This is a genomic window from Anabaena catenula FACHB-362 (assembly GCF_014698735.1).
GTDB classification, from domain to species: domain Bacteria; phylum Cyanobacteriota; class Cyanobacteriia; order Cyanobacteriales; family Nostocaceae; genus Anabaena; species Anabaena variabilis_A.
The window spans coordinates 1-25,772 of sequence record NZ_JACJTQ010000030.1; the positions used below are offsets into that span (position 1 = coordinate 1).

Here is a 25,772-nt window from a genome sequence, read left to right on the forward strand (position 1 = left end):
TTACAGCCAAATCCCAAGATAGTCACTCATAGCAGATGACTTAGCATGGAAGCATAAGTGAGTAATTGGTAGTAATTGTTAGTTTTTTAGCTACTGTTAATTAACCCTCAGCGTAGCATTGAGAAAAGCTGATGTGATGTGCATTTGTGCTGAACTTAGCATTACCGCACGTTCAAGTGCTTCAGTACCATTTTCAGCCAGTAATCGTGGCTTCTCCCCCCTTTCGGTAAACTTTACGAATTTTCAAACATCCTCTGAGGCTTTGCTGACTAGAAGTCCTGATTTTTCAACTTGATTCTTCATCAGCTTCTGCACAATTACCAAGGCGGGATTTAACTCATAATTCCGTATTTCTGGATTCTGCAAATAAGCTTGCTGTTCTTCTTCAATCATCTTCACATCTTGGATCACCAAACCATCAAGCAACTTTTGGGCTGCACCAAATAAGCTATCTTTGATAAACCGCCGAAACCATACAGGTAATTTATGCAGTCGCCAAAAGGCATTAAGTGAGGTAAAGTGAATTAAATAGGCTTTTGTTTGTGTCTCATTCACAGGACATAATAAACAATAAATTTTAAAATCTTTCCCCAATGTAGATACCCAATGGGGGTAAACATAACTTACATCCAAAGGTTCAGAATGTAAGCGTCGCAAAGCTGGGAAAAATAATTGTGATATAGACCAAATTTTATCTATTTTGTAATAACTTTGGGCTGTATAATGGGCATGAACACTATTTTCATCTTCATCAATATTTTGCAGTGATGCTTCAGACCAAGCTTGCAAATCCTGATGTAAATGTCCATGATACATATCCATCAAGTTTTCAATTAAATAGGAATAATGAGCCTGAGTATTAATTACGGAAACTGTGGCGATATAATTTAGATGTTCCCATTCTGGTAAACCCATTGGTTCTACAGATGGTTCCACGTCTGAGGGAAATAACCAAATAAAACCATCTTGTTCTTTGACTGGATAACGGCGAATTTGGCAATTAGGTAATTTTTGATTTGCGGCTAAGTAGGGAACTGCGGCACATTCACCACCACTATGAAAACGCCAACCATGATAAGCACATTCTAATTCATCGCCTATGACTTGCCCATGACTCAGTTTAACTTGACGATGGGGACAGCGGTCTTCCAAAGCGTGAACTTTTCCGGTACTATCTCGATAGAGTGCGATGCCTGCGGCGGGCGTAGCCATCACTTGATGCCAAATTGTTACACCCAAAGGCTGACTTGTCACTTCGCTACTGCGTGCAACAACATACCAGTGATTGGGATTGATACCTAATTGGCGGACAGAAATTGGTCTAACTGGAGAGATAGGGGAAGTAGGTTCGGGTATCTTTTGCAGCATGAAATTTGGAAATCCGTTGTACTCACAGATATATTACAGGTAATTTATTTGTTTGTGAAAAGTCTGATCTCCAAAGGCTAAAACTAACCTTGCCTACAAGCGATAAAGTAGGTGTAGATTAAAGCAGTAACTATATTGAGGAATAAGTCTGTATGGCAACCTACCAAGAAAACTTAACTTCTGATCAATCAATTGATGAACTCATTGCTGAAACTACTAATATCACCCATGTCGAAGTAATTGAAAGCGTCATTAGCACTCTCGAACAAGATAAAAGTGCAATGGTTAGCCACAGCGAAAACGGTGCTTATCTGTGGAAATTTAAATATGGCAGCGTCGAAGTATTCGTACAACTCACAGGTTCAAGTGATGAAGATACTATCACAGTGTGGTCTGCGGTGTTGAAGTTACCCGCCAAAGATGAACCCAAATTAATGCGCCATCTGTTAGAGTTGAATTGCACAAGTACCTTTGAAGCTCGTTTTGGAATTATTGAAAATGAGGTGGTTGTGATCTCGTCACGCACTTTAGCAGAGTTGTCACCTAGCGAAGTTTCCCGCATAATTACCATTGTTGCCACCATCGCTGATGATAATGATGAAGCTTTGGTTGCTGAGTTTGGTGCAGCTTAGGCAAATTTAGATTTTGGATTTGGGATTTTAGATTGGAATCTACAGCATTGCAAAATAAGCAGGTTTGGCGACTAATTCCGTTACTAGAAACTGCGGGTAATGTGCAAATGGCAATTGACTACTGGTTACTAGAACAGCACCAGTCAAGAAAGCATCCTCCAACTCTGCGGTTTTATACTTGGTCGCCACCTGCAATTTCCCTGGGCTATCATCAGAAAAAATATCCTGAATCTTGGCAAAATTTAATCTGGCAAGGTGAAAAACTCGATTTGGTACGCCGTCCTAGTGGTGGACGGGCAGTGCTGCACCAAGGCGATTTAACCTACGCTGTGGTGACATCTGGAATCATGGGCAGTCGTCTCCAAGCTTATGCAAAAATTTGTGAGTTTTTGATTCAAGGATGGCGATCGCTTGGCGTAGAGTTAAACTATGGTCAAGCTGGGCGCGGTTATATCCACAATCCTAACTGTTTTGGCACTGCGACTGGTGCAGATTTAGTTTTAGCAAATGGTTCTAAACTCATTGGTAGCGCCCAACTCCGACGAGGTGAAGCAATTTTACAACATGGTTCCATTCGCTTAAATCCAGATATAGATTTATTTGGTCAAGTATTTGCTCAAGAGTCTTTTACCCCTAGTCAACTTCCCCAAAATCTCAATAGAAAAGCAATTATAGAAGCTTTAATTATCGCCGCCTGTGATTGTTTTAATATGCAAATAGAAATACAACCACTTTCTGAAACTGAGTGGAAAGCAATTTCTGCACTATCTAATTTGATGAATTGAATTTATTATTCAAAATAAAAAGCGCCTGGGAGTGTTACCGTGTTTCCACCCCAAGCGCTTTTTATATTCAACATTGCTCCTCACACAAATAGACTATATCACTAGTTAAATAAAAGCGCAAGTATTTTCATAAACTTTTTTATATAGCTGTAGCCAGGATAATTAGGACATTATTAATCCTTGAAACTTAGATATAATAAGGCTTTCCCTCCTGCCTCCTGCCTCCTGCCCTCTGCCTCCTGCCTCCTGCTATATTAGTAATTTTAATATGTCGTTTAAGGGGAAAATAAAAAACGCCTGGGAGTGTTGCCGTGTTTCCACCCCAAGCGTTTTTCGTTTCAACTTACTCCTCACACAAGGGTCAAATTATCACTTTTGAATTAAATAATAAGTATCTTAAGTGCCACTTTCACAACTGCACCAGTCTGTCATACAACACAAAAAGCGTTGACGGGGATGGGAAGACGCGGTGAGGGGGGACGCGGGGACGCGGTGAGGGGAAGACGCGGGGAGGTGGAGAGGAGAAGATTCATTTGTGGGTTAAATTTAAGTGAGTTGATATAAGACCTCGACGGATATCTCTAATTCAGTAATTCAGGCGCTTATCTTTCAGGTGAGGTTTAACTCAATCTGAACGGTTCTTCGCGTCTCTTCCTCTCCCCTCATCTCTTCTTCCCCTCATCTCTTCTTCCCCGCGTCCCCGTGTCTTCCCCTCCCCCTGTCCCCGTGTCCCCGCGTCCCCGTGTCCCCGCGTCCCCGCGTCCCCGCGTCCCCGTGTCCCCGCGTCTCTTCCTCCCCTCACCTCGTCTTTTCGATCAAATTAGTGTAAAAAGTGACGAACACCAGTCAAAACCATTAATAAACCCAGTTCATTAGCAGCTTTGATGGAATCTTTATCACGTAAACTTCCACCTGGTTGAACAATGGCAGTAATTCCCGCTGCGGCAGCGGCTTTGACGGTATCATCAAAAGGGAAGAATCCATCACTAGCGAGAAATGCACCTTTAGCTTTTTCTCCTGCTTGTTCTAAAGCAATTTTTGTGGAACCGACACGGTTCATTTGTCCAGCGCCTACTCCCAAGGTAGTGCGATCGCTACTGATGACGATAGCATTTGATTTGACGTGTTTACAAACTTTCCACGCAAATAGTAATTCGGCCAATTCGCTAGAAGTGGGTTGACGTTCGCTGACAACTTGCCATTTACTGGGGTCAGCAATGATGTCATCAACTGTTTGAACAAGGAAACCACCAGCGATCGCTTTCACACTTTCTTTTAGTCCACTCAGCAAATCTGGTAAAATCAAAACCCTGACGTTACCTTTTTTAGTGAGAATTTCCTGCGCTTCCTCGTCACACCCAGGCGCAACTACGCATTCTAAAAATGTCTTCGTTAATTCTGTCGCTGTCGCCGCATCAATAGGACGGTTTAAAGCCACAATCCCACCAAAAGCCGAAGTAGAATCAGCATTAAAAGCTTTTTGATAAGCTGCAAAAATCGTATCTGCCTCAGCAGTACCACAGGGATTAGTATGTTTGATAATTGTCGCTGCGGGACTTTCCGTAAATTCAGTAATTATTCGCCGTGCAGCTTCCAAATCTACCAAATTATTGTAGCTGAGTTCCTTACCTTGGAGTTTAGTAGCCGCCGTCCAACCTGTGGGTGTAGTTCCCGTTTGATACCAAGCTGCGGGTTGGTGTGGGTTTTCACCATAGCGTAAGGGTTGAATTTGTTTTCCAGAAAGGGTATATTCCTGTGTTTGCTTGCCAGCGAGATAGGCAGCAATGGCATTATCATAACTAGAAGTATGCAAAAATCCCTTTAACGCACATTTTTGGCGAAACTCTAAAGACGCTTCCCCATTTTGGCGTAATTCTTGCAAATACTCATCATATTGAGCAGGGTCACATAATACCGTCAAGTGGGCAAAGTTTTTCGATGATGCCCTTAACATAGCTGGGCCACCGATATCAATTTGCTCAACCGCCTCAGCTAATGTTACACCCGGTTTAGCGATCGTTTGTTCAAAAGGATAAAGATTGACGACAACTAAATCAATGGGACGAATTTGATTATTTTCCAAATCAGTCACATCTTCTGCCACATCTCGTCTTGCTAAAATACCCCCATGAATCCGGGGATGTAGAGTTTTGACACGACCACCTAAAATTTCCGGTGAACCTGTATAGTCAGAAACCTTTGTTACTGGAATTCCGGCATCCTTCAGCGTTTTGGCTGTTCCGCCACTGCTGATGACATCAAAGCCAAATTCTTCAACCAAGCTACGGGCTAAGTCAATTATACCAGTTTTGTTAGATACACTCAGCAGGGCTAGACGCGCCATAATTCCCCAGTTTCCTTTGGACTACAAAATTGCCAGCAGAAAACCATTTTACCCAAAGGAGACAGGAGATATCGTGTCCAGTTGAATACTTATTATTAGGACTGACGCGGGGACGCGGTGAGGGGAAGAAGAGACGCGGGGACACGGGGACGCGGTGAGGGGAAGAAGAAGAGAGATGAGGGAAGGGGAAGAAGAGACGCGGTGACGCGGGGAAGAAGATATGAGGGGAAGGGAAGAAGAGACGCGGTGACGCGGGGAACCTTTCAACTGGAGTTAAACCTCGCTTGAAAGATAAGGGACTGAATTACTGAATTAGAGATATCAGTCGAGGTCTTTTATATCAACTCACTTAAATTTAACCCACAAATGAATCTTCTCCTCTCCACCTCACCGCGTCTCCCCATCTCCGCGTCCCCGCGTCCCAATCTCCTCGTCCCCCCATCTCCGCGTCCTCCCACCCCCCATCTCCGCTTCAACAAAAATTGGGGCGCTCCTTAGCACCCCACCTATGCAATCATATCAACCGTAAACTAATACTCCGAAGTTTTGGCAATTTGGCAGACAAAATTTTTCTGTTGCCGTTTTAATGGAAATATCAAGAAAGAGAAAGGGGCCTTTAAGATTGTTCCCAGGGACGGATTGGCGCCAACCCTTAGAACTCTTACCCATTCGCCAGTTGTTGATGGAGTACTGTACAACACCCCTAAATGTTGCAGCAGTCCAATAAAGAGCGCTTTCTCGCCGCTTCACTACAACTGGCTAAAAATCTCATCATCAACATACAACTGTTTAAGCAGTTCATCCAATGGACACCTCCAAGGATTGAGAAAAAAGCTGAATTATGTCCATGGTCGTTGATCTTGGCCTTTTTTGGTTTTGCTGAAAAATTCTTGAATAGCAGTGGTTAGTCATTAACTTTTAATCGCGCAACATTTGTGAGATGATTTTGTCGGCTTGCAATCTCTGATAAGTCAAGCGGATAATGCTGGCAGAATCGAACAAACCACGAACATAGCAAGCAAAACCCAAGGCATCCAACAACATTAAGGTACTAACGCCTTCTGCTGCTAGAGATGAGATATATTCTGTCACCCCCATAGCACTGTTATCTACTGGCATTGCGTCCAGCAAGAATTGAAGACAATCTACTGATACAATTGTTCCTTCTAGCTCTCTGGTATCCGACGCAAGACGAACAATACCAGCCATCATCTGATTTGGGGTTATACCTTCTTCCATGAGAAGGACAAATAAAGATGCCAGATTGTCTGGAGTGTGCTTATCGAGTTTAATATTCATAGTGCTGACATAATTACGTGTAACAATAAACGCAAAATTTTTTGCATATCCGGAAAAAATTTGGCAAATTTTTTTACTGTGCGGATGTGGGACTATGGTACTCGATCAAGCCGCAATTGCCGAGTCAATAGGGGCTGTGAACGTAAAAATATCTCTTTTGGAAGAGATTAAATGAAAGGGAAACTTATAGGCATAAATCTCCGTCTAGAAGGAATAGAAATTTGCCCAGCCGATAACTCTTAACTCTTAAGGGTAAACAGGTCGGGGAAACTAGCCTCGAAATCCAGGCTTTCAATCTCCTCCATCTACTACTTATGAAAAAAAATCCCCAATTTGTAGGGTGGGTGTAGCCCTGCGGGACAGGCTTCGCTAGAGCGATCGCGTAACCCACAATTATCCCCTAAATTTATGGTGGGTTACCGACTACCCTCCTAATACCGGTTCACTTTAAGATTGATACAAATGGAAAGACGCGGAGAGGCGGGGACGCGGGGACGCGGAGATTCATTTGTAGCTTTAATTAAGTGAATTGATATAACCCACCCTACGATTTTTGGGTAATTTATTTTTTGGTGTTCCCTAATTATTGACGTTACTCTACTGGGTTTCAGCAAAACTGACTATAGGAAGCATAACAGCAGCCTAAAATTGAAAAGAATTTAATCAGCCAAAAATAAGCCGAAAATGAACCAAAAATTACTTCATGGGAATATGCATCAACGTATTAAGTCAGGTTTGTTTGCGGCTATAGTTGTCCTGAGTATGATGACTGTGGTGATGCTATCGTTACCTTTAAAAGCTCAAATCGCTTCTTCCCAAGGGACAACATCGGAGTTAAGGGGGGTGTGGTTAACCAATATTGATAGCGATGTTTTATTTGAGAGCGATCGCTTGAAAAAGTCTTTGCAACGTCTAGATGATCTTAACTTCAATACTGTTTATCCGGCTGTTTGGAATTGGGGATATACACTTTATCCTAGCAGAGTTGCTGCTCAAGTCATTGGTAAATCTCTCGATCCGACACCGGGATTACAAGGACGGGATATGCTCCAAGAGATTGTCACTGAGGGACATAAACAAGGCTTAACGGTCATTCCCTGGTTTGAATTTGGCTTTATGGCTCCTGCTGATTCCCTTTTAGCCAAAAATCGCCCCCAATGGCTTACCAGCCGCAGCAACGGCAGTAAAATTATCAAAGAAGGTACACACGATCGCGTTTGGCTCAATCCTTTTCGCCCGGAAGTACAACAATTTATCCAAAATTTAATTGTCGAAATCGTTAAAAACTATGATATTGACGGAATTCAATTTGATGACCACTTCGGCTTACCATCAGAATTAGGCTATGATGCCTACACAGTAGCACTTTACAAAAAAGAACATCGTGGTAAAGCGCCCTCCAAAAACCCGAAAGATCCAGAATGGGTGCGCTGGAGAGCGAACAAAATCACAAACTTCATGAAGCAGGTATTCACAGCTATCAAAGCTAATAAAAAAGACTGTATAGTTTCTGTTGCACCTAATCCTCAGCGGTTTTCCTACGAATACTTTTTAGCAGACTGGCAGAAATGGGAACGCATGGGAATAGTTGAAGACTTGGTTTTGCAGATATACCGCAATGACTTAAATGTGTTTATCAGCGAATTAGAATACCCAGAAGTGAAAGCAGCAAAAAGACATATTCCTGTGAGTATTGGCATTTTGAGTGGGTTAAAAAATCGTTCTGTACCCATGTCACAGATTCAGACACAAGTACAGAAAGTGCGCGATCGCAATTTTGCCGGAGTTTCCTTCTTCTTCTACGAAACTCTCTGGAACATCAGCCAAGAAAAACCGGAACAACGTCAAGCTAGTTTTGGACAAATCTTCCCCAAGCCCACAACCTATCCTAATTTACTCGCAGGCTGGAAACCATAAGCAACAGGTGACAGCGAACAGGTGACAGGTGACAGGTGAAAGATAAATATTCCTCCCCTGCTCCCCTGCCCCCTGCCCCTTGCCTCCCCTGCCTCCTTAACCTATTCCCAAACGCCCAGCCAAAGCCGGAGTTAGGGGGAGGAGGGTACTAATCATCAAAAACAGAGCCAAAAGACCTAAAGCGGCTCTAGCGTCGTCTGGTTCAGTTACCTCATTCAAGCTGGGGCGTTCTAAATCTCGTTGTAAGAACACAATCACAATCGCCCAATACATAGCCAAAGGATTACCAAGAGACACCAAACCCAGCAAAATTAAAGTCGCAAATGTCGCTCTTCCTGCGGTTTTGCGTCCATAAATAGCCTGGACAATCCGCCCACCATCTAATTGTCCAGCTGGCATTAAATTTAATGCTGTAATCACCAAACCCAACCAACCAATAATAACTAGGGGATGGACATTAACTAAGGGCGCTTTGACAGATGCACCCAGCACAACCCGCGCTAAACTTCCCACTAAAATCGAACCTTGGAAAAACTGATTTGGTAATTGAAATAAACTACCTGGGTGGGAAAGCAGCAAACCTGTCACCAACATTACCAAAGAAACGATACCGCCAAAGGCAGGCCCAGCCAAAGCAATATCAAATAACGCCTTGCGATTAGGTAATAAAGACTCAAAGCGGGTAATTGCCCCAAAAGAGCCGATTTGCACAGCCGGGAGGAAAAAGGGTAAGCTGAGGCGGACTTGGTGTCGTCGCGCCAGTAACCAATGACCGATTTCATGAGCTATTAAAATCGTAAATATCCCCAAACCGATAGGTAAAGCTTCGGGAAACCGTGATGGGTTGGAGAATAAATCAAAATTCAGTAACAATCCCGCAGCTTCAAAATTGGTGGCAATAGTTGCTACCAAAAGAATCACCGCAAAGACTTTCTGTGGTAGCTGCATCGGACGTGGATCTGTGCGGCTGGGGAGAACAATCATCACGGGTTTATCGTCTGTATTCTCCACTAAAAACAGGCGATATTTATCACCTAAACGTTCTTGCAGACTTTTCGTCAGCCGGTTGTGAACTTCCTCTGGTTCTCCCCGCAAATTGCCTTTGAAAATTGCTCCTTCTTGATAGGGGATGGTTTCCGTGGCAAAAAATGTGTCAATCCCGAAAATACCCTTAATGGTACTCAAATCTTCTTCGGGTATTGTCATTGCGTCCAGTTTTAGTTCTGCAACTAGTACTTGACTGTTGGCATTTGATGGGGAATTGGCTTCCTGTGAAGCATTAGCAGTCAGTCTTTCCGTTGCCCGTTGCTTGAGAATGGCATCTTGCCCAGCGTTGCGTAACTGTCTACCTAAGAAGATGTAGATTGCAGTGGAAGCCAGGAGCAATAACAATATACCCGCTATATTGATGTAAATCCCTGCCGCAAACAAGCCAAAGAACAGCAGCCAAGGAGCCATTAATACGACCGACTGTAACCAGGCTAAGATTCCCAGTTTACCAAAAGGTCTGGCGCGATAAAAGCCCCAACCCAAAATGCCGAAAGCGACCAGCACTACTGCCGCAATTATAGGAGTTTCTGATGAATTCAACATCTGTAAACCTTCGCTATTGAGACTAAGCCAGAACGAGTCCGGTTTTTTAGATACATTAATTAATCTATAACGTAATACAGTTCAGTTAAGCCTAAAAATCAACATTCTTCTGTACTGGTAGCTGAGTAGTAGGAATTTCAATGATAAATTCAGTTCCTTCTCCCAGAGTAGAATGACAAGATAAGTTGCCCTGATGTTTATCTACTATGATTTGGTAACTAATGGAAAGTCCTAAACCTGTACCTTTTCCTACATCTTTGGTCGTAAAAAATGGGTCGAATAATTTGGAAATAATTTCTTCAGAAATTCCCACTCCATTATCAATGATCCGAATAGCTAATCTGTCACTATTAATCATTTCAGTAATAACATGAATTTCTTTGGGTTTATTATATTCTCCCTCTTCTAAAGCATCAATAGCGTTACTGAAAATGTTCATAAATACCTGATTTAATTGACCAGGATAACATTGAATTAATGGCAAATCTCCGTATTTTTTAATTATATGAATTTCGGCATTATTTGGCTTGGGCTTCAAACGATGGTGTAAAATCATTAAGGTGCTATCAATACCTTCATGAATATTGACTGTTTTAATTTCTGCTTCATCTAAGCGAGAAAAATTTCGCAATGAAAGCACAATTTCTCGAATCCGATCAGTTCCTAGACTCATAGAGTTAAGAATTTTTATTAAATCTGTTTTGAGAAAATCAAGTTCAATGTCGGCAATTTTTTCTTGAATTTCTGCTGGTGGTTCAGGAAAGTATTCTTGATATAATTGGATGAGACTTAAAAATTCATGAATGTATTCACTAGCTGGAAAAATATTGCCATGAATAAAGTTAACTGGATTGTTAATTTCATGAGCAATCCCAGCAACCATATTACCCAGTGAGGACATTTTCTCACTATGAATGAGTTGGATTTGTGCCTGCTTGAGATCCCTTAAGGTATTTTCTAGGTTTATGGCTTGCTGTTGTAAAATTATTTCTCCATTTTTACGTTCTGTAATATCTGTTGCTACTCCTAAGATTTGCTTGACTTGACCATTACTGTTACGATTGAAGATAGTATCTCGACTATAGAACCAGCACCATTCACCATTTGCTTGTCTCACCCGATATTCAATTTCTAAAATTTCTCCATCTTGAACATCGCTAAAGCGTTGCCAATGTGCTGTAATTTTTTCTAAATCTTCTGGATGAGTAATTGTATAAATCAAATTAGATTCTTGCTGTTTAATTTCTTGATTAGAGTAGCCAAGGGAATAAAGTATATTTTTATTTGCGTAAATGTTGCGTTTTTCTTCTAAATCAAAAATATAGAGAATATTGGGAGAAGAATCGGCAATGCGTTGGATAAAATGCTGACTTTCTTGAAGTGCTTCCTCAGCTTGTTTCCGCTCTGTAATCTTCATCGTTGTCCCCACTATACGATAAATTTTACCATCACTACTTTTCAAAGGATTGAGTGTAGTTAGCCACCAATGAGGCTCATTTTGAATAGGGACAAATTCTTCATAGCTCATGCTTTTACCAGATTCTACACAAGTTTTATAGCGTTGACGTGCTGCTGAACCTGGTATTTCTCCAAGTACATATTCTGGAGTTTTGCCAATAACATCTGCTTGACTTATACCTGTAAATTTTTCTCCTGAATAATTCCAGCCTCCAAAATAAAAATCACAACCATCCAGAACCTCAACCACAAATACGATTTGCTGAATGCCCTCATAAATACTACGCAAGAATTCTTCTTTTTCTTTTAATTCGGCTGTACTTTCTTGAATTTTAGTTTCTAAATCTTCATTGAGCTTTTTGAGTGATTCTTCTGTCTGCTTACGAGCAGTAATATCTAAAAGTACTCCACAAAAAATAATCTCTCCTTGTTGATTTTGTGTTGGTGTGGAGTCTCCTTGCCACCAAATTATTTCACCATTAGGTTTGATTAGTCTTCCTTCATAGTGCCAAGGGATAGAATTTTCTATAGCTTCAACGACAGAGCTAATATAACTATTAAAATCTTCTGGATGGACAAGAACAAAAAAGTTATTTAAATCTTGCATTATTTCATTGGCTGTAATTCCTGCCAGTTCCCAGATGAAGTCGCTCATATAGTCTACTTTCCAAACACCATTGCGGTTGGTGAATTGGAAAATTGCACCAGGGACATTAGTGGCAATATCTCTTAAGCGTTTTTCGCTTTCAGCTAAGGCTATTTCTGCTTGTTTGCGAGTGGTGATTACCTCAGTAAACATGATAATTCCACCAATTTCAGTAGAATTTTGATACCAAGGATGCATTTCCCATTTCACCCATTCAATTGTGCCATCGTCTCGTTTAAAAAGCTGTTCTTCACATTGCTCAATTGCACCGGCTAAACAACTTTGGTGAATTTCTCGGCACGAAGGAGAAATTTCTGGAAAAAATTCATAATGAGAGCGGCCGATAATTTCCTCATCTTCCAAGTTGTAATCTTGTCGCCAACGACGACTTGCCAATACATAACGCATTTGACGGTCAAAGATAGCGATCGCAGCGGGTGTATATTCTATAAATACACCCATATGTTCTTGGTTATACATCTGAGAGGTTGATAACTCAGCCTGACTTAAACGATCTACTAACTGACGTAGTTCTACTAGTTCCTGTTGTAGAGAGTCATAAGTATTTTTATTGACAGTAATGAGATCACAACTCATAGTCTTGTTGTTTGCCTATTCAGGTTCTGAAATTGACTCTAATCCCGCAGGGCAGAATTAAAAATTAAAAATTAAACTGTATAGTTATTTCCGCCCTGCTGTACTAGTGCAAGAAGCCAGGAGGCCGGAAGCAGTAGGTAGGAGGGAAAAATTTTTCCATAGTCAGCTTTTTAGGTTTTTTTAACTGGATAGTTATTTTCGCCCTGCTGTACTAGTACCTTTTTGGATTTTAGATTTTGAAAGATTTACTGCATAATCTTTTCAGCCCTCCAGCCAGACTGTCTAACGAGTTACTTCTATAGTTCCCAATCTTTATTAGCAAATAACATGAGTGGCATAATATTTCCTATACTCAAAATTGAAAATATGTATACTCGACTCTTAAATTGATTGAGATGGGTTAATGACAGCGAAAAAAGCTCTTTTCTCCTCATCTTCTGCCTAAATAGACGGGTACACCTACAAAAAGCTAATAATTAACCTTTAGGTAGATTGTCAAGTATTATAAATACTGTATATTGGATGAGCTAACACATAGTTTTTGTAAATACATCATACCAAATAAGTAATTTTAATATCAATATATATAATCCCAGCGCAATTTTAATTACTTGTTCTTTCCATTCGCCATAACCTATGACATCTCCTGAGCCTCAAGCAGATTTTAAAGAGATTCCACAACCTTCATTTGAGCCACCAAGCAAATCACAGCGGTGGCTACGTTTATTCTTAGCTCTAGTATTAATACTTGGGGGTGGAACGGCTATAGCGTGGAAATTGCTAACTCCTGAAAAACCAAGTCCAGCAGCGGCTAATGCTCCACCTCCAGGGGTAAGAGTTAAACTATCAGCAGTGCAAACAGGTACAGTCGAAGATAGTACAGAATATATAGCCAGTTTGGAATCTAGACGTTCAGTCAATCTCCAACCCAGAATTCAAGGTCAAGTTGCTCAAATATTCGTGAAGTCAGGAGATCCAGTTGCCTCTGGTGCGGCAATTTTACAAATAGATTCCAGACAGCAACAAGCCGCAGTTAGTAGTTTATCTGCTGCTGGTCAGGGTTCTCAAGCCCAACTAGAAAATGCTCGCGCTACTCTCAAATCTCTGCAAGCAGAACGGTTAGCAAATGTTGCGGATGTGCGTTTAAACCAATTAGAGTATAATCGCTATGCTACATTAGCTGATCAAGGAGCGGTATCTCGTCAAACTAAAGATTTATATGCTAACAGGCTGGCTACAGCTAAAGCCCAACTTGGGGCGATAGATTCCCGAATTCAAGCACAACTAGCGACTATATCCCAAGCTGAAAAGTCTTTAGAACAAGCTGATGCCAATATTAGACAACAACAAGTAGAACTTCAATATTACAAAATTACTGCTCCCTTTACTGGTACTGTCGGCGATATTCCTGTGAAAGTAGGCGATTTTGTCAATACTTCCACACCATTAGCTACTATCACACAAAACCGACCTTTAGAAGTTAAAATCCCTGTCCCACTGGAACGAGGTACGCAATTGCGTCAAGGGCTACCAGTGGAATTAATTAACGCCCAAGGTCAAACCATTGGTAATAGTAGTGTATTCTTTATTTCACCCAACATCACCAATAATTCCCAATCAATATTAGTTAAAGCTCTTTACGACAATTCTGAAGGACAGCTACGAGCAGATCAAATGATTCGGGCTAAAGTGATTTGGAATCAGCGTTCTGGAGTTCTGATTCCGTCCATAGCAGTATCTCGAATAGCTGCGGAAACCTTTGTATTTGTAGCCGAAACAGACAAATCTCCTAACGGTGTTTCCCAATTAATAGCCAAACAAAAACAGGTGAAGTTAGGCAATATCAAAGGTAATGATTACCAAGTGATTACAGGATTACAACCAGATGAAAAACTCATTGTTTCTGGCGTACAAAATCTCAGAGACGGACTCCCCATAATTCCTGAGTAATTGATTGGGAAGATGGGGAGATGAAGAAGATATTCTCTTCACTACTGAACTCCTAAACTCCTGACTCCTGACTCCTGACTCCTGACTCCTGACTACTTGCTTTCAATTACGAATTAATTATGGTTGATTTCTTTATTAAGCGACCTGTATTTACCAGTGTCTGCGCTATTATCATTTTGCTTGTTGGTGCAATCAGTATTCCGACATTGCCCACTGCCCAGTATCCAGAAATTAGTCCAACGCAGATTATTGTCAGTTCTAATTATATTGGTGCTACTGCGGAAATTGTTGAAAGTAACGTAACGACGATTTTAGAGCGTCAGATTAACGGTGTCGAAGGCATTAAATATATGACTTCGAGCAGTAGTAATGATGGCAGTAGCACAATTACTGTGACATTTGATGCCTCGCGGGATAAGGATATTGCAGCGGTTGATGTGCAGAACCGCGTGACTGCGGCTGAACCGCAATTACCAGATGCTTTGAAGCAAAACGGAGTGACTGTGAGCAAACAGTCTAACAATATTCTGTTAGGGATCGGTTTGTTCAGTGATAACAAAGCCCTAAATAATGTCTTTTTAAGTAATTATGCGGATTTATATTTAGCAGATGCCCTCAAACGGATTAAAGGTGTAAGTGAGGCGCGGATTTTTGGTGAACGCCGCTATGCGATGCGTTTATGGCTTGACCCGAATAAACTCGCTAGTCGGAATTTAACTACTGATGATGTCATTAATGCCCTCAACGAACAAAACTTACAGGTGGGTGTGGGGCAAATTGGACAGCAACCAGCTGCCGATGGTCAAATGTATCAAATTGACTTAAGGGCAGTTAGTAGGCTGACAGAAGCTGAGGAATTTGACAATTTAGTGATCAAAACTGCTGCTGACGGTAGTTTGATTAAGTTGAAAGATGTGGGTAGGGCAGAACTTGGCGCTCAAAACTATAGCTCATTTCTCCGTTTTAAGGCTAATGAAGGTGTAGGGATGGGGATATTTCCGACACCGGGAAGTAATGCCTTGAACGTTGCTAATTCAGTCAAAAAAGAAATGGCGCGATTGTCCCAAAGCTTTCCCCCAGGGATGAAATATGAAGTGGCATTTGATACCACTACGATTATAGAAGAGTCTCTGGCAGAAGTGGTAAAAACTCTCTTAGAAGCGATCGCTCTCGTTACTATCGTCATCTTTATTTTCTTACAAGATTGGCGCACTACTTTAATTCCTGTCATCACTATTCCTCTGTCCTTAATTGGCACTTTTGCCTTTGTGAAAGCCTTTGGGTTTTCTATCAACATTTTGACTATGTTTGGTTTGACCCTATCCACTGGTATGGGAGTTGATGATGCGATTATTGTGGTGGAAAATACCTCCCGCTTAATTCAAGAAAAAGGAATGTCACCCCGAAAAGCGGCTTCAATGTCGATGCAAGACCTATTTGGGGCTGTAATTGCTACTTCTCTCGTATTAATGGCCGTGTTTGTACCTGTAGCCTTTTTCCCTGGATCGACTGGAGAAATTTACAAACAATTTGCACTCACAATTGCCTTTTCTACGGCCATTTCCACATTTTTAGCTGTGACTCTCACACCTTCCCTCTCGGCTTTGTTGTTACGGCAAAGACCCGCACCTAAAGGGATTCTCGGCTGGGTATTTGGTGGAATTAACTGGTTGTTAGAAGCCACGGGACGCGGATATGAGCGTTCTTTAAGGTTTTTGACAAAAATCAAAGCGATCGTAGCGATCGCATTTATCGGTTTATTGGGTGTCACGGCTTGGCTTTACATGACTGTACCCACAGCATTTCTACCCGACGAAGACCAAGGTTATTTCATCACGATTATTCAGGGGCCTGAAGGTTCTTCACTCGAATACACTAGCAAAGTCATGAGTGAGGTGGAAACAGAAATCCTGAAATTGCCAGAAGTTACAGGTACTTTTGCCATCGGTGGCTTTAGTTTTAGTGGTAACACTGCTAACAGTGGCGTAATTTTCTCTACTCTCAAATCATGGGATGAACGAACCAAACCAAATCAGTCAGTACAAGCCATTATTGGTCAATTACGACAAACGTTTTCAGGAATTACCGAAGCCAGCGTTTTTCCTGTTAATCCCCCCGCAATTCGCGGTTTAGGCAGTTTTAGTGGTTTCCAGTTTCAATTACAAGACATAGCCGGCACTAACAGCTTAAATTCTATGCTGCAAACGGTTGGTCAGTTCATGATGAAGGGTAATCAGACTCCAGGATTACAAGCTGTATTTAGCACTTTTAAAGCCAATACACCCCAAATTTTAATTGAAGTTGATCGGAATAAAGCGAAATCTCTGCAAGTTTCCATTGACGATATCTTTAAAACCCTACAGACTTATTTGGGTTCACAATATGTCAATGATTTTAATTTCCTTTCCCGCACATATCGGGTATATATCCAAGCCGATGCTCAGTTTCGTTCCAATCCTGATGATATCGGATTATTAAATGTGCGTTCTGCAACTAATCAGATGATTCCTTTGAATAGTTTAGTGAAGTTAACTCCGACAACTGGAGCGCAAACTATTAATCACTACAACTTATTCCGTTCTATTGAAATTAACGGTTCTCCTGCTCCCGGTTTTAGTTCTGGACAAGCAACTCTGGCTATGGAACAACTAGCTAAGAAGATTTTACCGACGAGTATGGGATATGAATGGTCGGGTATTGCTGCTGAGGAAAAAGAATCTGGTGGACAAGCACCGATCATTTTTGGTTTAGGCTTAGTTTTCGTCTTTTTAGTGTTAGCTGCTCAGTATGAAAATTATGTTGATCCTTTGATTATTATGCTTTCAGTTCCTCTAGCTATTATGGGAGCTTTAGCATCACAATCATTACGGGGTTTAAGTAATGATATATTTTGCCAAGTAGGGTTAGTGATGTTAATTGGTTTAGCAAGTAAAAACGCAATTTTGATTGTGGAATTTGCTAATCAATTACAAGAACAACAAGGTTTATCAATTACGAAAGCAGCTGTTGAAGCAGCACAAGGTCGTTTACGTCCAATTTTGATGACTGCTTTTTCAACTTTGCTGGGTATTTTTCCCCTCGTAACTGCCACGGGTGCAGGTGCAGCGAGTCGTCAATCTCTGGGTACGGCTGTGTTTGGGGGAATGTTTGTGGCTACTTTTCTGAGTTTGTTTATTGTGCCAATTCTCTATATCATCATTGGTAAAATTCGTCAGCGTTTCCAACCTGTTCGTAAGTATCCGCATTTGGAAGGGAGTGAGGATAATCAGGTTTTATATAGATAAGATTTCTCACGCTCCAGACGCAAAGGCGCAAAGGAGGAGAGCGATCGCTAATCCTGATGTCTTAAGCTTTACAATCATGATTTGGACGCTGTAGAGTAATAACAATGCGCCGGGACTCGATATTTTACAAGTTATTTAAGCAATTTCCGGGTTTGCTGTTTGAATTGGTGGACGAACCACCCCCAGAAGCAAAGCAATACCAGTTTGAATCGGTGGAGGTGAAGGAAACAGCATTTAGGATTGATGGTGTATTTCTACCTCCTGCTGATGCAGTTTCTAAAACTGTATTTTTTGCTGAGGTGCAGTTTCAAAAGGATGATGATTTGTATCATCGCTTCTTTTCGGAGTTGTTTTTGTTTCTGTATCGGCATTCTATCCGTTATGATGATTGGTCTGGGGTGATAATTTTTGGTTCTCGGAGTTTGGAACCCTCTAACTCAACTATTCATCGTGCTTTGTTGGAAAGTAATCAAGTGCGACGGGTATATCTGGATGAGTTGGGGAAGGTACAACAGCAACCGCTGGGATTAGGTTTGATGTTGCTGACTACGGTTCCTGAAACGGAAGCAGTGGAAGCCGCGCAGTTTTTGCTAGAGCAAGCACAGCAACAATCGGAACAAGCGATAATAGAATTGGTGAGGCAGCGCGGTCTTGGGGGTTTCCCCCATGAGCGACTGCCGAACCCGAAGGGTGACGACGATAATTGTCTACAAGTTTTCTAACCTGAGTCGAGAGGAGATTGAAGCTATGTTGGGACTGAATCTGGAAGAACCGAGAGCTTTTCGGGATGCGAGGGAAGAAGGACGGATAGAAGAAGCGCGATCGCTCGTCCTCCGACTATTAAAACGGCGATTTGGTGAGTTTTCTGATGAACTTCAGCGTCAGGTTCAGGTTTTGTCGCTGGAACGGTTGGAAGCTTTAGGTGATGCTTTGTTGGATTTCTCTAGTTTGGTTGATTTGGAAGGGTGGTTACAAGGTGAAGTGAAAGGGTAAGTCTCACGCTTCAGACGCAGAGGCGCAAAGGAGGAAAGCGATCGCTAATCCCGATGTCTTATGAGTTAATGCTGAGTAATTTCAGTTCAATTCCAGGCAAAGGATTTAATACTCGAAATCAAATTTATACACTTCCAGTCATGAAATCACTTTTATCAATTACTTTAAGTACAGCAATTTCTCTCGCTCCTACATTAGCGATCGCTCAACCTAATTTCCAATATCCTCAACCAAACAGACAAGGTGACTACACATCAATTTTCAGTAAGTTTCAAAATGGGAAACAATCTCCACATTTGGTATGGGGGGTTGTAACTAACAAACTTAATTGCCGCGCTCAAGCTGGAGAAAATTACCGTGTAGTGCGATCGCTTTTAAAAGGCGACAATATCAATATTGTGGGAACGCCAAAAATTTATCGAGATAAACGAGGTAAACCCTGGCTATATGTTGCCAAGGAAGGTAGTGCAGAAGATGTAAAAATTCGATGTTTTGTGCGTGCAAATACTCAGTTTATTAAACCAATACCTTATTCGATTAGTTAGTCATTATAAGTTATTTTTATTCTTTTCTACCTTGTAGTCCACCTCTGCGACTAGCAAGTTCTTTTTCTATTTCCTCTTCATTTAATAAGGGCTTACCAGAAGCAACTATTTTAGAGCGAATTTGTCGCAAACTAACTAAAGAAGATCGAAGCAGACGAACAGGAGAAACCAAAAGAATGAAATATACAATAATTATTCAATGGTCTGAAGAAGATCAATGTTATGTAGTTTTACTGCCTGATTTTACTAATGTAATGCAGCCTTGTACTCATGGAGAAACTTACGAAGAAGCTTTAAAAAATGGTCAGGAAGTGTTAGAAATGCTGATTGAGTCATGTTTAGCAGATGGTGAACCGCTTCTCGAACCGCGAGTTTTAGGCACGTTTTTTAAAGTGGCGTAATTTTTACATTGATTAATTTTTTGTTGGGTTGCGCGTTGCTTAACCCAATTTACAAATACTTACGGTAGTTTTCCACTGAGTACAATATAAATTAATTTTTAGTCCGTTTTAACGGACTTTGGCTATTAGACCGGAACTTTAGTTCTGGGCGGGTATCTGGGTAAACTCAGCATAGTTAAATTTGGTGTTTCACGCAAAGCAGAAAGCAGGAGTTATAAAATCAAAGTTCAAGATATTTATTAAACCAACTTGTATGTCTTTATATGCTCGTGTATACTACACTAAATGTTATACTGACCTTAAACAATACTTATTTATATTTGTGAAATGGCATATACTTATTCAGATTTAGATAATAAAAATTCTAAGTGGTTTATTAACGATACCACTCGTGCAACTCTGCTCTCAATAAAACTTACAACAGGTCAAATACGCGGTCTTGAAAATGTAACAATTGACTTCCGTTATCCAATTACAGCAATAGCTGGTCGAAATGGTTCTGGAAAAACTACAGTTTTAGCTTTAGCTGCCTGTGCATTTCATAATAATGAAAAAGGCTTTAAGCTTCCTAGAAGGCAAAATTCTTACTATACTTTTTCAGATTTTTTTATCCAAACAAAAGAAGAAGCTGCACTTGGTGATATAGATATATACTACAAAATTCTTTATAATAGATGGAAACTTACAAAGAATAATACAGAAACAGCTAAAGCAGGTTGGCAGTTACGCTGTAAAAAATCTGGTGGTAAGTGGAATAATTATGCTTCACGAGTTAACCGGACTGTAATCTTTCTTGGTGTTGAGCGTATGGTTCCACAGGCTGAAAGAAGCGTATCTAAAAATTATCGAGGAAAATTCCAGCCAATAACAGAACATGGATGGGAAAATCATGTTCGTGACGTTGTAGGCAGAATTTTAGGTAATCAATATACTAACTTTAGCTATAGAGGACACACTACATACCGTTTACCCCTGGTAGCAAAAGGAGAACAGAATATATATTCTGGTTTTAATATGGGAGCAGGTGAACAGTCTTTATTTGAGTTATTTTCAACTCTCAATCAATGTCCTGAAGGCTCTCTTATCTTAATTGACGAAATAGAATTAGGTCTTCATGAGAAAGCACAAGAAAGTTTAATTAAAGAGTTAAAGAATATTTGTGAAAAACGCAAAGTTCAAATTATTTGTACAACTCATTCTTCCTCTATTCTGGAATCTTTGCCACCAGAAGGTAGGATTTTTATCGAAAGGATGGGCAGTAAGACTATTATCACATCAGAAATTTCCTCAGTTTATGCAACTGGAAAACTATCGGAGCGTCCAAATAGTGAATTAGATATTTTAGTTGAAGATCAGGCTGCTAAATTGATCTTGGAAACAGTATTAAATAAAGAACTTCGCTCACGTACTGAAATTTTACCTATTGGTTCTTCAGCAGCAGTTATGAAACATCTCGCTGCTAGATATAAAGAAGCCTTACATAAAACAAGTAAAGTAGTAGAAGTTGTAGTATTTCTTGATGGTGACAAATCATCAGAAGCAGAAAAGAATAATCATATAAGAATATTTCTTAATGCTCTTGAAAAGAAGACTTTGGAAGAAGGAGCAACAATTTGGGTAAAAAACCGTTTGATGTTTATACCAGGTAAGGAATGGCCTGAGTTATGGATCACTAAACCCACAGATAAAACCCCATATTATGAAAGGTTTTTGAGAGAATTAGAGATGTCAAATGAAGAAGTAGACTATTTATTAGATGTAGCTGTCATGGCAGGTAAGCATAATGAATTATATACAGCAGCAAAACATTTAAGTCTTGATGAAAAAGTTGTAGGCAGTCACTTAATTAAAAGCGCATTTCAATCAAATCCTGGAGAAGCACCAAAAATTATTGATTTTATTCAAGGGTTTTTATAATAAAATTTCAACGTTTTCCCTCTTCGCAAATTACCCATTAAAAAATTAAACAAATAATGCGCCATTTCCAAATACCAACACAGCCTACTCCTCAAAAACAAGATTTAATGGCTTTACAAGAAGCAGTACAAAAAATTAAACAATTGCTGGAAACAAGAGGTATTAGTGAAGATGAATTATTTACTGATTTCCAGAATGCTAAAGAAAGTACAATATAACGATGAGAAAGTTAATTGTTCTGGATACTAAGATACATCTGGTGAAAATTAAATGTACCTGGTTTGAAACCCTTGTAGAGACGTTCCATGGAACGTCTCTACTTTACCGGATATGTCTATTAAACAACAAAATCAAACAAATAATGCGCCATTTCTAATTTAGAACAAGCCGGAATTTCTATCTCTCTTCCTTCTTTATCTAAAAACACCGCTTGATTATTATCACTCCCAAAACCACTATCAACTTTATCAATAGGATTGGCTACAATTGCATCTAATTTCTTTCTTTGCAATTTCTCTTTTGCAGGTGTAATAATATCCCCGGTTTGTGCTGCAAAACCAATTAAATATTGATGGGGTTGTTTGCGATTTCCGATTTCAGCGACAATATCCGGTACAGCTGCTAGAGGTAGATTTTCAGGAAGCGATCGCTTGGGCAATTTTTCGGTACTATAATCTCTAGGCTTTACGTCTGCAACTGCGGCTGACATAACAATGATATCTGCATTGGCTAAATGCTTTAACATCACCTGCTGCATTTCGTCTGCACTAATTACCTCAATTGCTTCCACTCCCAAAGGTACATCCCAACTTGCTGGACAATGGACTAATATTACCTTTGCGCCTCTGTGTAGTGCAGCCTGTGCTAAAGCTAAACCCATTTTACCAGTTGAGGGATTGCCAATAAACCGCACCGGATCTAAATATTCTCGCGTTCCCCCAGCGCTGATTAAAACCTGTTTCCCGGCTAAATCTCTGATTCCTTGGGTGTGTAATAAAGATTGAATATAAACAAAAATTTCTGCGGGTTCTGCCATTCTCCCAGCACCGATGCGATCGCACGCCAACAATCCAGAACCCGTTCCCATACCATAAAATCTACTATCTGTCAATAACTGCCGCCAATTCCTTTTTACTGCTACCTGTTCCCACATATCCGTATTCATTGCCGGTGCTAACAACACAGGACAAGTAGAAGCGAGAACGGTATTTGTCAGCAAATTATCTGCCATTCCATAAGTTAACTTAGCCAAAGTATTAGCGGTTAAAGGCGCAATCACAATTAAATCAGCCCATTCACCCAACTCAATATGCAAAGGACGGGAATAAATTGGTTGCCAAAAATCATCATCGGTGTAGGCTTGATGACGGGATAAAGTTGCTAAAGTCAAAGGTGTGATAAATTCTTGAGCAGATTTAGTGAGAATAACTCGTACTTCTACCCCAGATTTAAATAGAGTGGAAACCAATTCACAGATTTTATAGGCAGCTATACCGCCACCTAAAGCAACAACAACTCGTTTGGATTTTAGATTTGCAGATGATAGCATTTTTTGATTTTAGGCATTTACAAATACTAAAATAGACCCACCTTCCGCACTTTATTTTGTAGCAATGTAGAAGTTATTTAAGGGATCATGGGGGAGTTGTTTAACCTCCACTTGTCTAAATCCTGCATCTTTGAGCATTTCCAAGGCTTTTTCTTCTCCCCACACTGTACCCAGTCCTGCACCATCAGCAGCTAAAGAAACAGACATACAGTGCATCAAAGAAACACTGTAAAGAAAAGGGCCTGCTAGATGATCCAGATTTTGGTGAAGGTGGCTGGAAGCACGAATATCTTGCATCAGGAATGTTCCCGTTGAACGCAACGCCTTGGCAATATTACTTAAGACTTTTGCTGGTTGTGCTTGATCGTGAATGGCATCAAAAGCGGTAATTAGATCATACTCATGCTCAAACTCTATTGCTGCATCCCGCACCTGAAAATTGATGTTGGTTAAACCCAGGTTTTGGGCTTCTTGTTGTGCGCGGGCGATCGCTTCTTCACTAAAATCATATCCGCTAAACTGACTCTGTGGAAATGCTTGCGCCATCTTGTTAATAGCACGACCACTGCCACATCCTGTATCTAGCACCTGAATCCCCGCGTTTAATGCCTCAATTAGACCAGGAACTAAGGGTAAAATTGCATCTGTCAGTACAGCCACAACTGTTTGACCACTATCTTCTGCCATTACTTCATGAAATCGAGTATATGCAGAATAGGGAACCCCACCACCGTGATTAAAGCATTCAATAATTTTGTCTTCAACGTTGGCTATGAGGGGGACTAGCTGCATGGTTACTGCGACATTATCTGGTGTAGCAGCACGAGTCAGTAACGCAGCGTGTTCTGGTGGTAAATGATAGGTGCGATTCAGGGGATCATAATCAATAATTCGACCTGTCACCACTGCACCTAACCACTCTCGTACATACCGTTCATTGAGTCCTGCTGCTTGAGCAATTTCTTCACTGGTTGCTGGTGGCAGTTCCGCCATTGTATCGAATAAACGAGTGCGATGACCAATTGAAATGGCCAGGGTTAGTGCGCCACTATTGAGAATATCAAAGAGTCTTTCTGCAAATGCTTCGGTTTTAGATTGTTCTATTAATTGCGTTGTCATCTTTCTTTCCTCCCCTGCTTTCTCTGCTTCCCCCGCTTCCTCTGCCTTCTGCCAATTACCCATTACCAAGAAACTTAGCTCTCATCTCCTCTAATTCTTTGTCTACAGCATCATTACTCGTAGGCACAGATGTAGGATTAGATGGTTGTTTGGGAACATTTGGCGGTTGTACGTTACCACCTGTAAATTGCGTTTTTAGTTCCAGTAATTCTTTCTCAATTTCAGGAGAAGTTTGAGAAACAAAGGTAGGTGGAGAAGTTGGTGATGCTTGGGTAACGGGTTTAGTGATAATTGTCGGTGGGATATTAACGGGTGACTGATGATGATTTAAAGCTTTAAGAACTTGATCGGCAGTTTGGTAGCGGCGATTGGGAATGCTTTCTACCATTTTGTCAATAATCTGACTTAATTCTTTACTTACCGGAGTTTTGAGATATTGTCCCCAAATCCAAGCAGCATTATGACTATCATAGCTATCAAAAGGCGATCGCTCTGTTAAAAGATTAATACAAGTTACGCCTAAACTATAAATATCACTGGCAAAAATCGCCCTCCCGCGCATTTGTTCCGGTGCGACATATTCGGGACTACCTATACTTGTACCTGTACGGTTCAGGGCTGTACCTGTGGTAGATTTCGCAGCCCCAAAATCTACAATTACCAATTTATGATCACTAACCCGACGAATAATATTTTCTGGCTTAATATCTCGATGTATGACTTGTCTAGCATGACAAAATTGTAGCACTGGTAATAAATCATTCAGTAATTGCCGAATCTGCGTTTCATTAAAAGCACCTTTAGTTGCTAATTCCTGGGCTAAGTTTAGCCCGTCAATAAATTCTTGTACAAGATACTGCCTGTCATCTTGGTTACAATATGCCAAAAGTGCAGGAATTTGGGGATGTTGTCCTAATTCGTCTAACTGTACTGCTTCTTGGTTAAATAACTCTACTGCTTTTTGTACCGTGTTTGTACCTTGGGCTTGGGGGTAAAATTGCTTAATGACACAGGGCGGTTTTGAGGGTTTATCCTCATCCACGGCTAAAAAAGTTCTGCCAAAACCACCTTGTCCTATCGGTTTGATAGCACGGTAGCGTTCTTTGAGGAATAATTTTGTACCACAAGTCAGGCAAAACTTGACATCATCAGGGTTTTCCGGTTTGGAACAATGGGGATTAAGGCAGTAACTCATAGAGAAATAACTCGTACTTATCTTTATTGTGCCTTGTCGCTGGGTTGTTTGAAACTTGCTCAGACTTTGGGGTGACTACTCGCAATTTAGGATAAGCGATCGCTCTACTGGCGTTTTGTTAGCAATCTTTACATTGATGATCGGCTTATTACCCTAAATTTACCCTAACTATCAATTCTG

At 40.7% G+C, this 25,772-nt stretch carries 19 protein-coding genes and 1 pseudogene; 11 read left to right on the top strand and 9 right to left on the bottom strand.

Features of this window, described 5'->3' with window-relative positions; translation table 11 throughout:
- Positions 1-243 precede the first annotated feature (243 nt).
- Positions 244-1,368, bottom strand: coding sequence for an aromatic ring-hydroxylating dioxygenase subunit alpha (locus H6G68_RS18015; RefSeq protein WP_190907881.1), 1,125 nt, complete (start codon positions 1,366-1,368; stop codon positions 244-246).
- A 152-nt stretch (positions 1,369-1,520) separates the two neighbouring features.
- Between H6G68_RS18015 and H6G68_RS18020 the strand changes: the two genes are divergently transcribed.
- Together H6G68_RS18020 and H6G68_RS18025 are read left to right on the top strand one after the other, a co-directional pair.
- Positions 1,521-2,000 carry a YbjN domain-containing protein gene (locus H6G68_RS18020; RefSeq protein ID WP_190907882.1) on the top strand — a complete coding sequence of 160 codons (480 nt, stop codon included), beginning with the start codon at positions 1,521-1,523 and terminating at the stop codon, positions 1,998-2,000.
- Between the two features lie 47 nt (positions 2,001-2,047).
- The gene (locus H6G68_RS18025) at positions 2,048-2,785 is read left to right on the top strand and encodes a lipoate--protein ligase family protein (RefSeq protein ID WP_190907926.1); all 738 of its coding nucleotides are present in this window, start codon (positions 2,048-2,050) and stop codon (positions 2,783-2,785) included.
- A gap of 820 nt (positions 2,786-3,605) precedes the next feature.
- On the opposite strand, the gene purH is transcribed toward H6G68_RS18025, so the two are convergent.
- Positions 3,606-5,129, bottom strand: coding sequence for a bifunctional phosphoribosylaminoimidazolecarboxamide formyltransferase/IMP cyclohydrolase (gene purH, locus H6G68_RS18030; RefSeq protein ID WP_190907883.1), 1,524 nt, complete (start codon positions 5,127-5,129; stop codon positions 3,606-3,608).
- A gap of 707 nt (positions 5,130-5,836) precedes the next feature.
- Here purH and H6G68_RS18035 point away from each other — a divergent pair.
- The gene (locus H6G68_RS18035) at positions 5,837-6,037 is read left to right on the top strand and encodes a hypothetical protein (RefSeq protein ID WP_190907884.1); all 201 of its coding nucleotides are present in this window, start codon (positions 5,837-5,839) and stop codon (positions 6,035-6,037) included.
- A gap of 10 nt (positions 6,038-6,047) precedes the next feature.
- On the opposite strand, the gene H6G68_RS18040 is transcribed toward H6G68_RS18035, so the two are convergent.
- On the bottom strand, positions 6,048-6,428 hold the full coding sequence (locus tag H6G68_RS18040) for a hypothetical protein (RefSeq protein WP_127053223.1): 381 nt from the start codon (positions 6,426-6,428) through the stop codon (positions 6,048-6,050).
- A 684-nt stretch (positions 6,429-7,112) separates the two neighbouring features.
- Here H6G68_RS18040 and H6G68_RS18045 point away from each other — a divergent pair.
- Positions 7,113-8,345 carry a glycoside hydrolase family 10-like protein gene (locus tag H6G68_RS18045; protein WP_190907885.1) on the top strand — a complete coding sequence of 411 codons (1,233 nt, stop codon included), beginning with the start codon at positions 7,113-7,115 and terminating at the stop codon, positions 8,343-8,345.
- Between the two features lie 96 nt (positions 8,346-8,441).
- Here H6G68_RS18045 and H6G68_RS18050 read toward each other — a convergent pair whose 3' ends face one another.
- Positions 8,442-9,938 carry a site-2 protease family protein gene (locus tag H6G68_RS18050; protein WP_190907886.1) on the bottom strand — a complete coding sequence of 499 codons (1,497 nt, stop codon included), beginning with the start codon at positions 9,936-9,938 and terminating at the stop codon, positions 8,442-8,444.
- Positions 9,939-10,029: 91 nt separating this feature from the next.
- A complete protein-coding gene (locus H6G68_RS18055; RefSeq protein ID WP_190907887.1) occupies positions 10,030-12,639 on the bottom strand; it encodes a PAS domain-containing sensor histidine kinase in 2,610 nt (869 codons plus the stop codon).
- Positions 12,640-13,275: 636 nt separating this feature from the next.
- Between H6G68_RS18055 and H6G68_RS18060 the strand changes: the two genes are divergently transcribed.
- From H6G68_RS18060 to H6G68_RS18075, 4 genes and pseudogenes are all read left to right on the top strand, one after another.
- Positions 13,276-14,589 (top strand): efflux RND transporter periplasmic adaptor subunit, encoded by a 1,314-nt coding sequence (locus H6G68_RS18060; RefSeq protein ID WP_190907888.1) that lies wholly within the window; start codon positions 13,276-13,278, stop codon positions 14,587-14,589.
- Positions 14,590-14,705: 116 nt separating this feature from the next.
- Entirely contained in the window at positions 14,706-17,873 is a 3,168-nt protein-coding gene (locus tag H6G68_RS18065; protein WP_190907927.1) for an efflux RND transporter permease subunit, read from the top strand.
- 104 nt (positions 17,874-17,977) lie between these two features.
- Positions 17,978-18,866: pseudogene (locus H6G68_RS18070) on the top strand (DUF2887 domain-containing protein).
- Positions 18,867-19,006: 140 nt separating this feature from the next.
- Entirely contained in the window at positions 19,007-19,411 is a 405-nt protein-coding gene (locus H6G68_RS18075) for an SH3 domain-containing protein (RefSeq protein WP_190907889.1), read from the top strand.
- 16 nt (positions 19,412-19,427) lie between these two features.
- Here the strand turns inward: H6G68_RS18075 and H6G68_RS18080 are convergent, their stop codons facing one another.
- A complete protein-coding gene (locus tag H6G68_RS18080; RefSeq protein WP_190907930.1) occupies positions 19,428-19,583 on the bottom strand; it encodes a hypothetical protein in 156 nt (51 codons plus the stop codon).
- A 4-nt stretch (positions 19,584-19,587) separates the two neighbouring features.
- On the opposite strand from H6G68_RS18080, the gene H6G68_RS18085 reads away from it, so the two are divergent.
- The 3 genes from H6G68_RS18085 (at position 19,588) to H6G68_RS18095 (ending at position 21,947) form a co-directional block, all read left to right on the top strand.
- Entirely contained in the window at positions 19,588-19,812 is a 225-nt protein-coding gene (locus H6G68_RS18085; protein WP_190907890.1) for a type II toxin-antitoxin system HicB family antitoxin, read from the top strand.
- Between the two features lie 327 nt (positions 19,813-20,139).
- Entirely contained in the window at positions 20,140-21,729 is a 1,590-nt protein-coding gene (locus H6G68_RS18090; RefSeq protein WP_190907891.1) for an ATP-dependent nuclease, read from the top strand.
- 56 nt (positions 21,730-21,785) lie between these two features.
- Positions 21,786-21,947, top strand: coding sequence for a hypothetical protein (locus H6G68_RS18095; protein WP_242045309.1), 162 nt, complete (start codon positions 21,786-21,788; stop codon positions 21,945-21,947).
- Between the two features lie 119 nt (positions 21,948-22,066).
- Here the strand turns inward: H6G68_RS18095 and coaBC are convergent, their stop codons facing one another.
- The 3 genes from coaBC to H6G68_RS18110 are packed head-to-tail and all read right to left on the bottom strand — an operon-like array spanning position 22,067 to position 25,592.
- Positions 22,067-23,278, bottom strand: a complete 1,212-nt coding sequence (gene coaBC / locus H6G68_RS18100; RefSeq protein ID WP_190907892.1) for a bifunctional phosphopantothenoylcysteine decarboxylase/phosphopantothenate--cysteine ligase CoaBC — start codon at positions 23,276-23,278, stop codon at positions 22,067-22,069.
- Between the two features lie 51 nt (positions 23,279-23,329).
- Positions 23,330-24,397, bottom strand: a complete 1,068-nt coding sequence (locus tag H6G68_RS18105) for a class I SAM-dependent methyltransferase (RefSeq protein WP_190907893.1) — start codon at positions 24,395-24,397, stop codon at positions 23,330-23,332.
- Between the two features lie 55 nt (positions 24,398-24,452).
- Positions 24,453-25,592, bottom strand: coding sequence for a serine/threonine-protein kinase (locus H6G68_RS18110; RefSeq protein ID WP_190907894.1), 1,140 nt, complete (start codon positions 25,590-25,592; stop codon positions 24,453-24,455).
- Between the last annotated feature and the right edge of the window lie 180 nt (positions 25,593-25,772).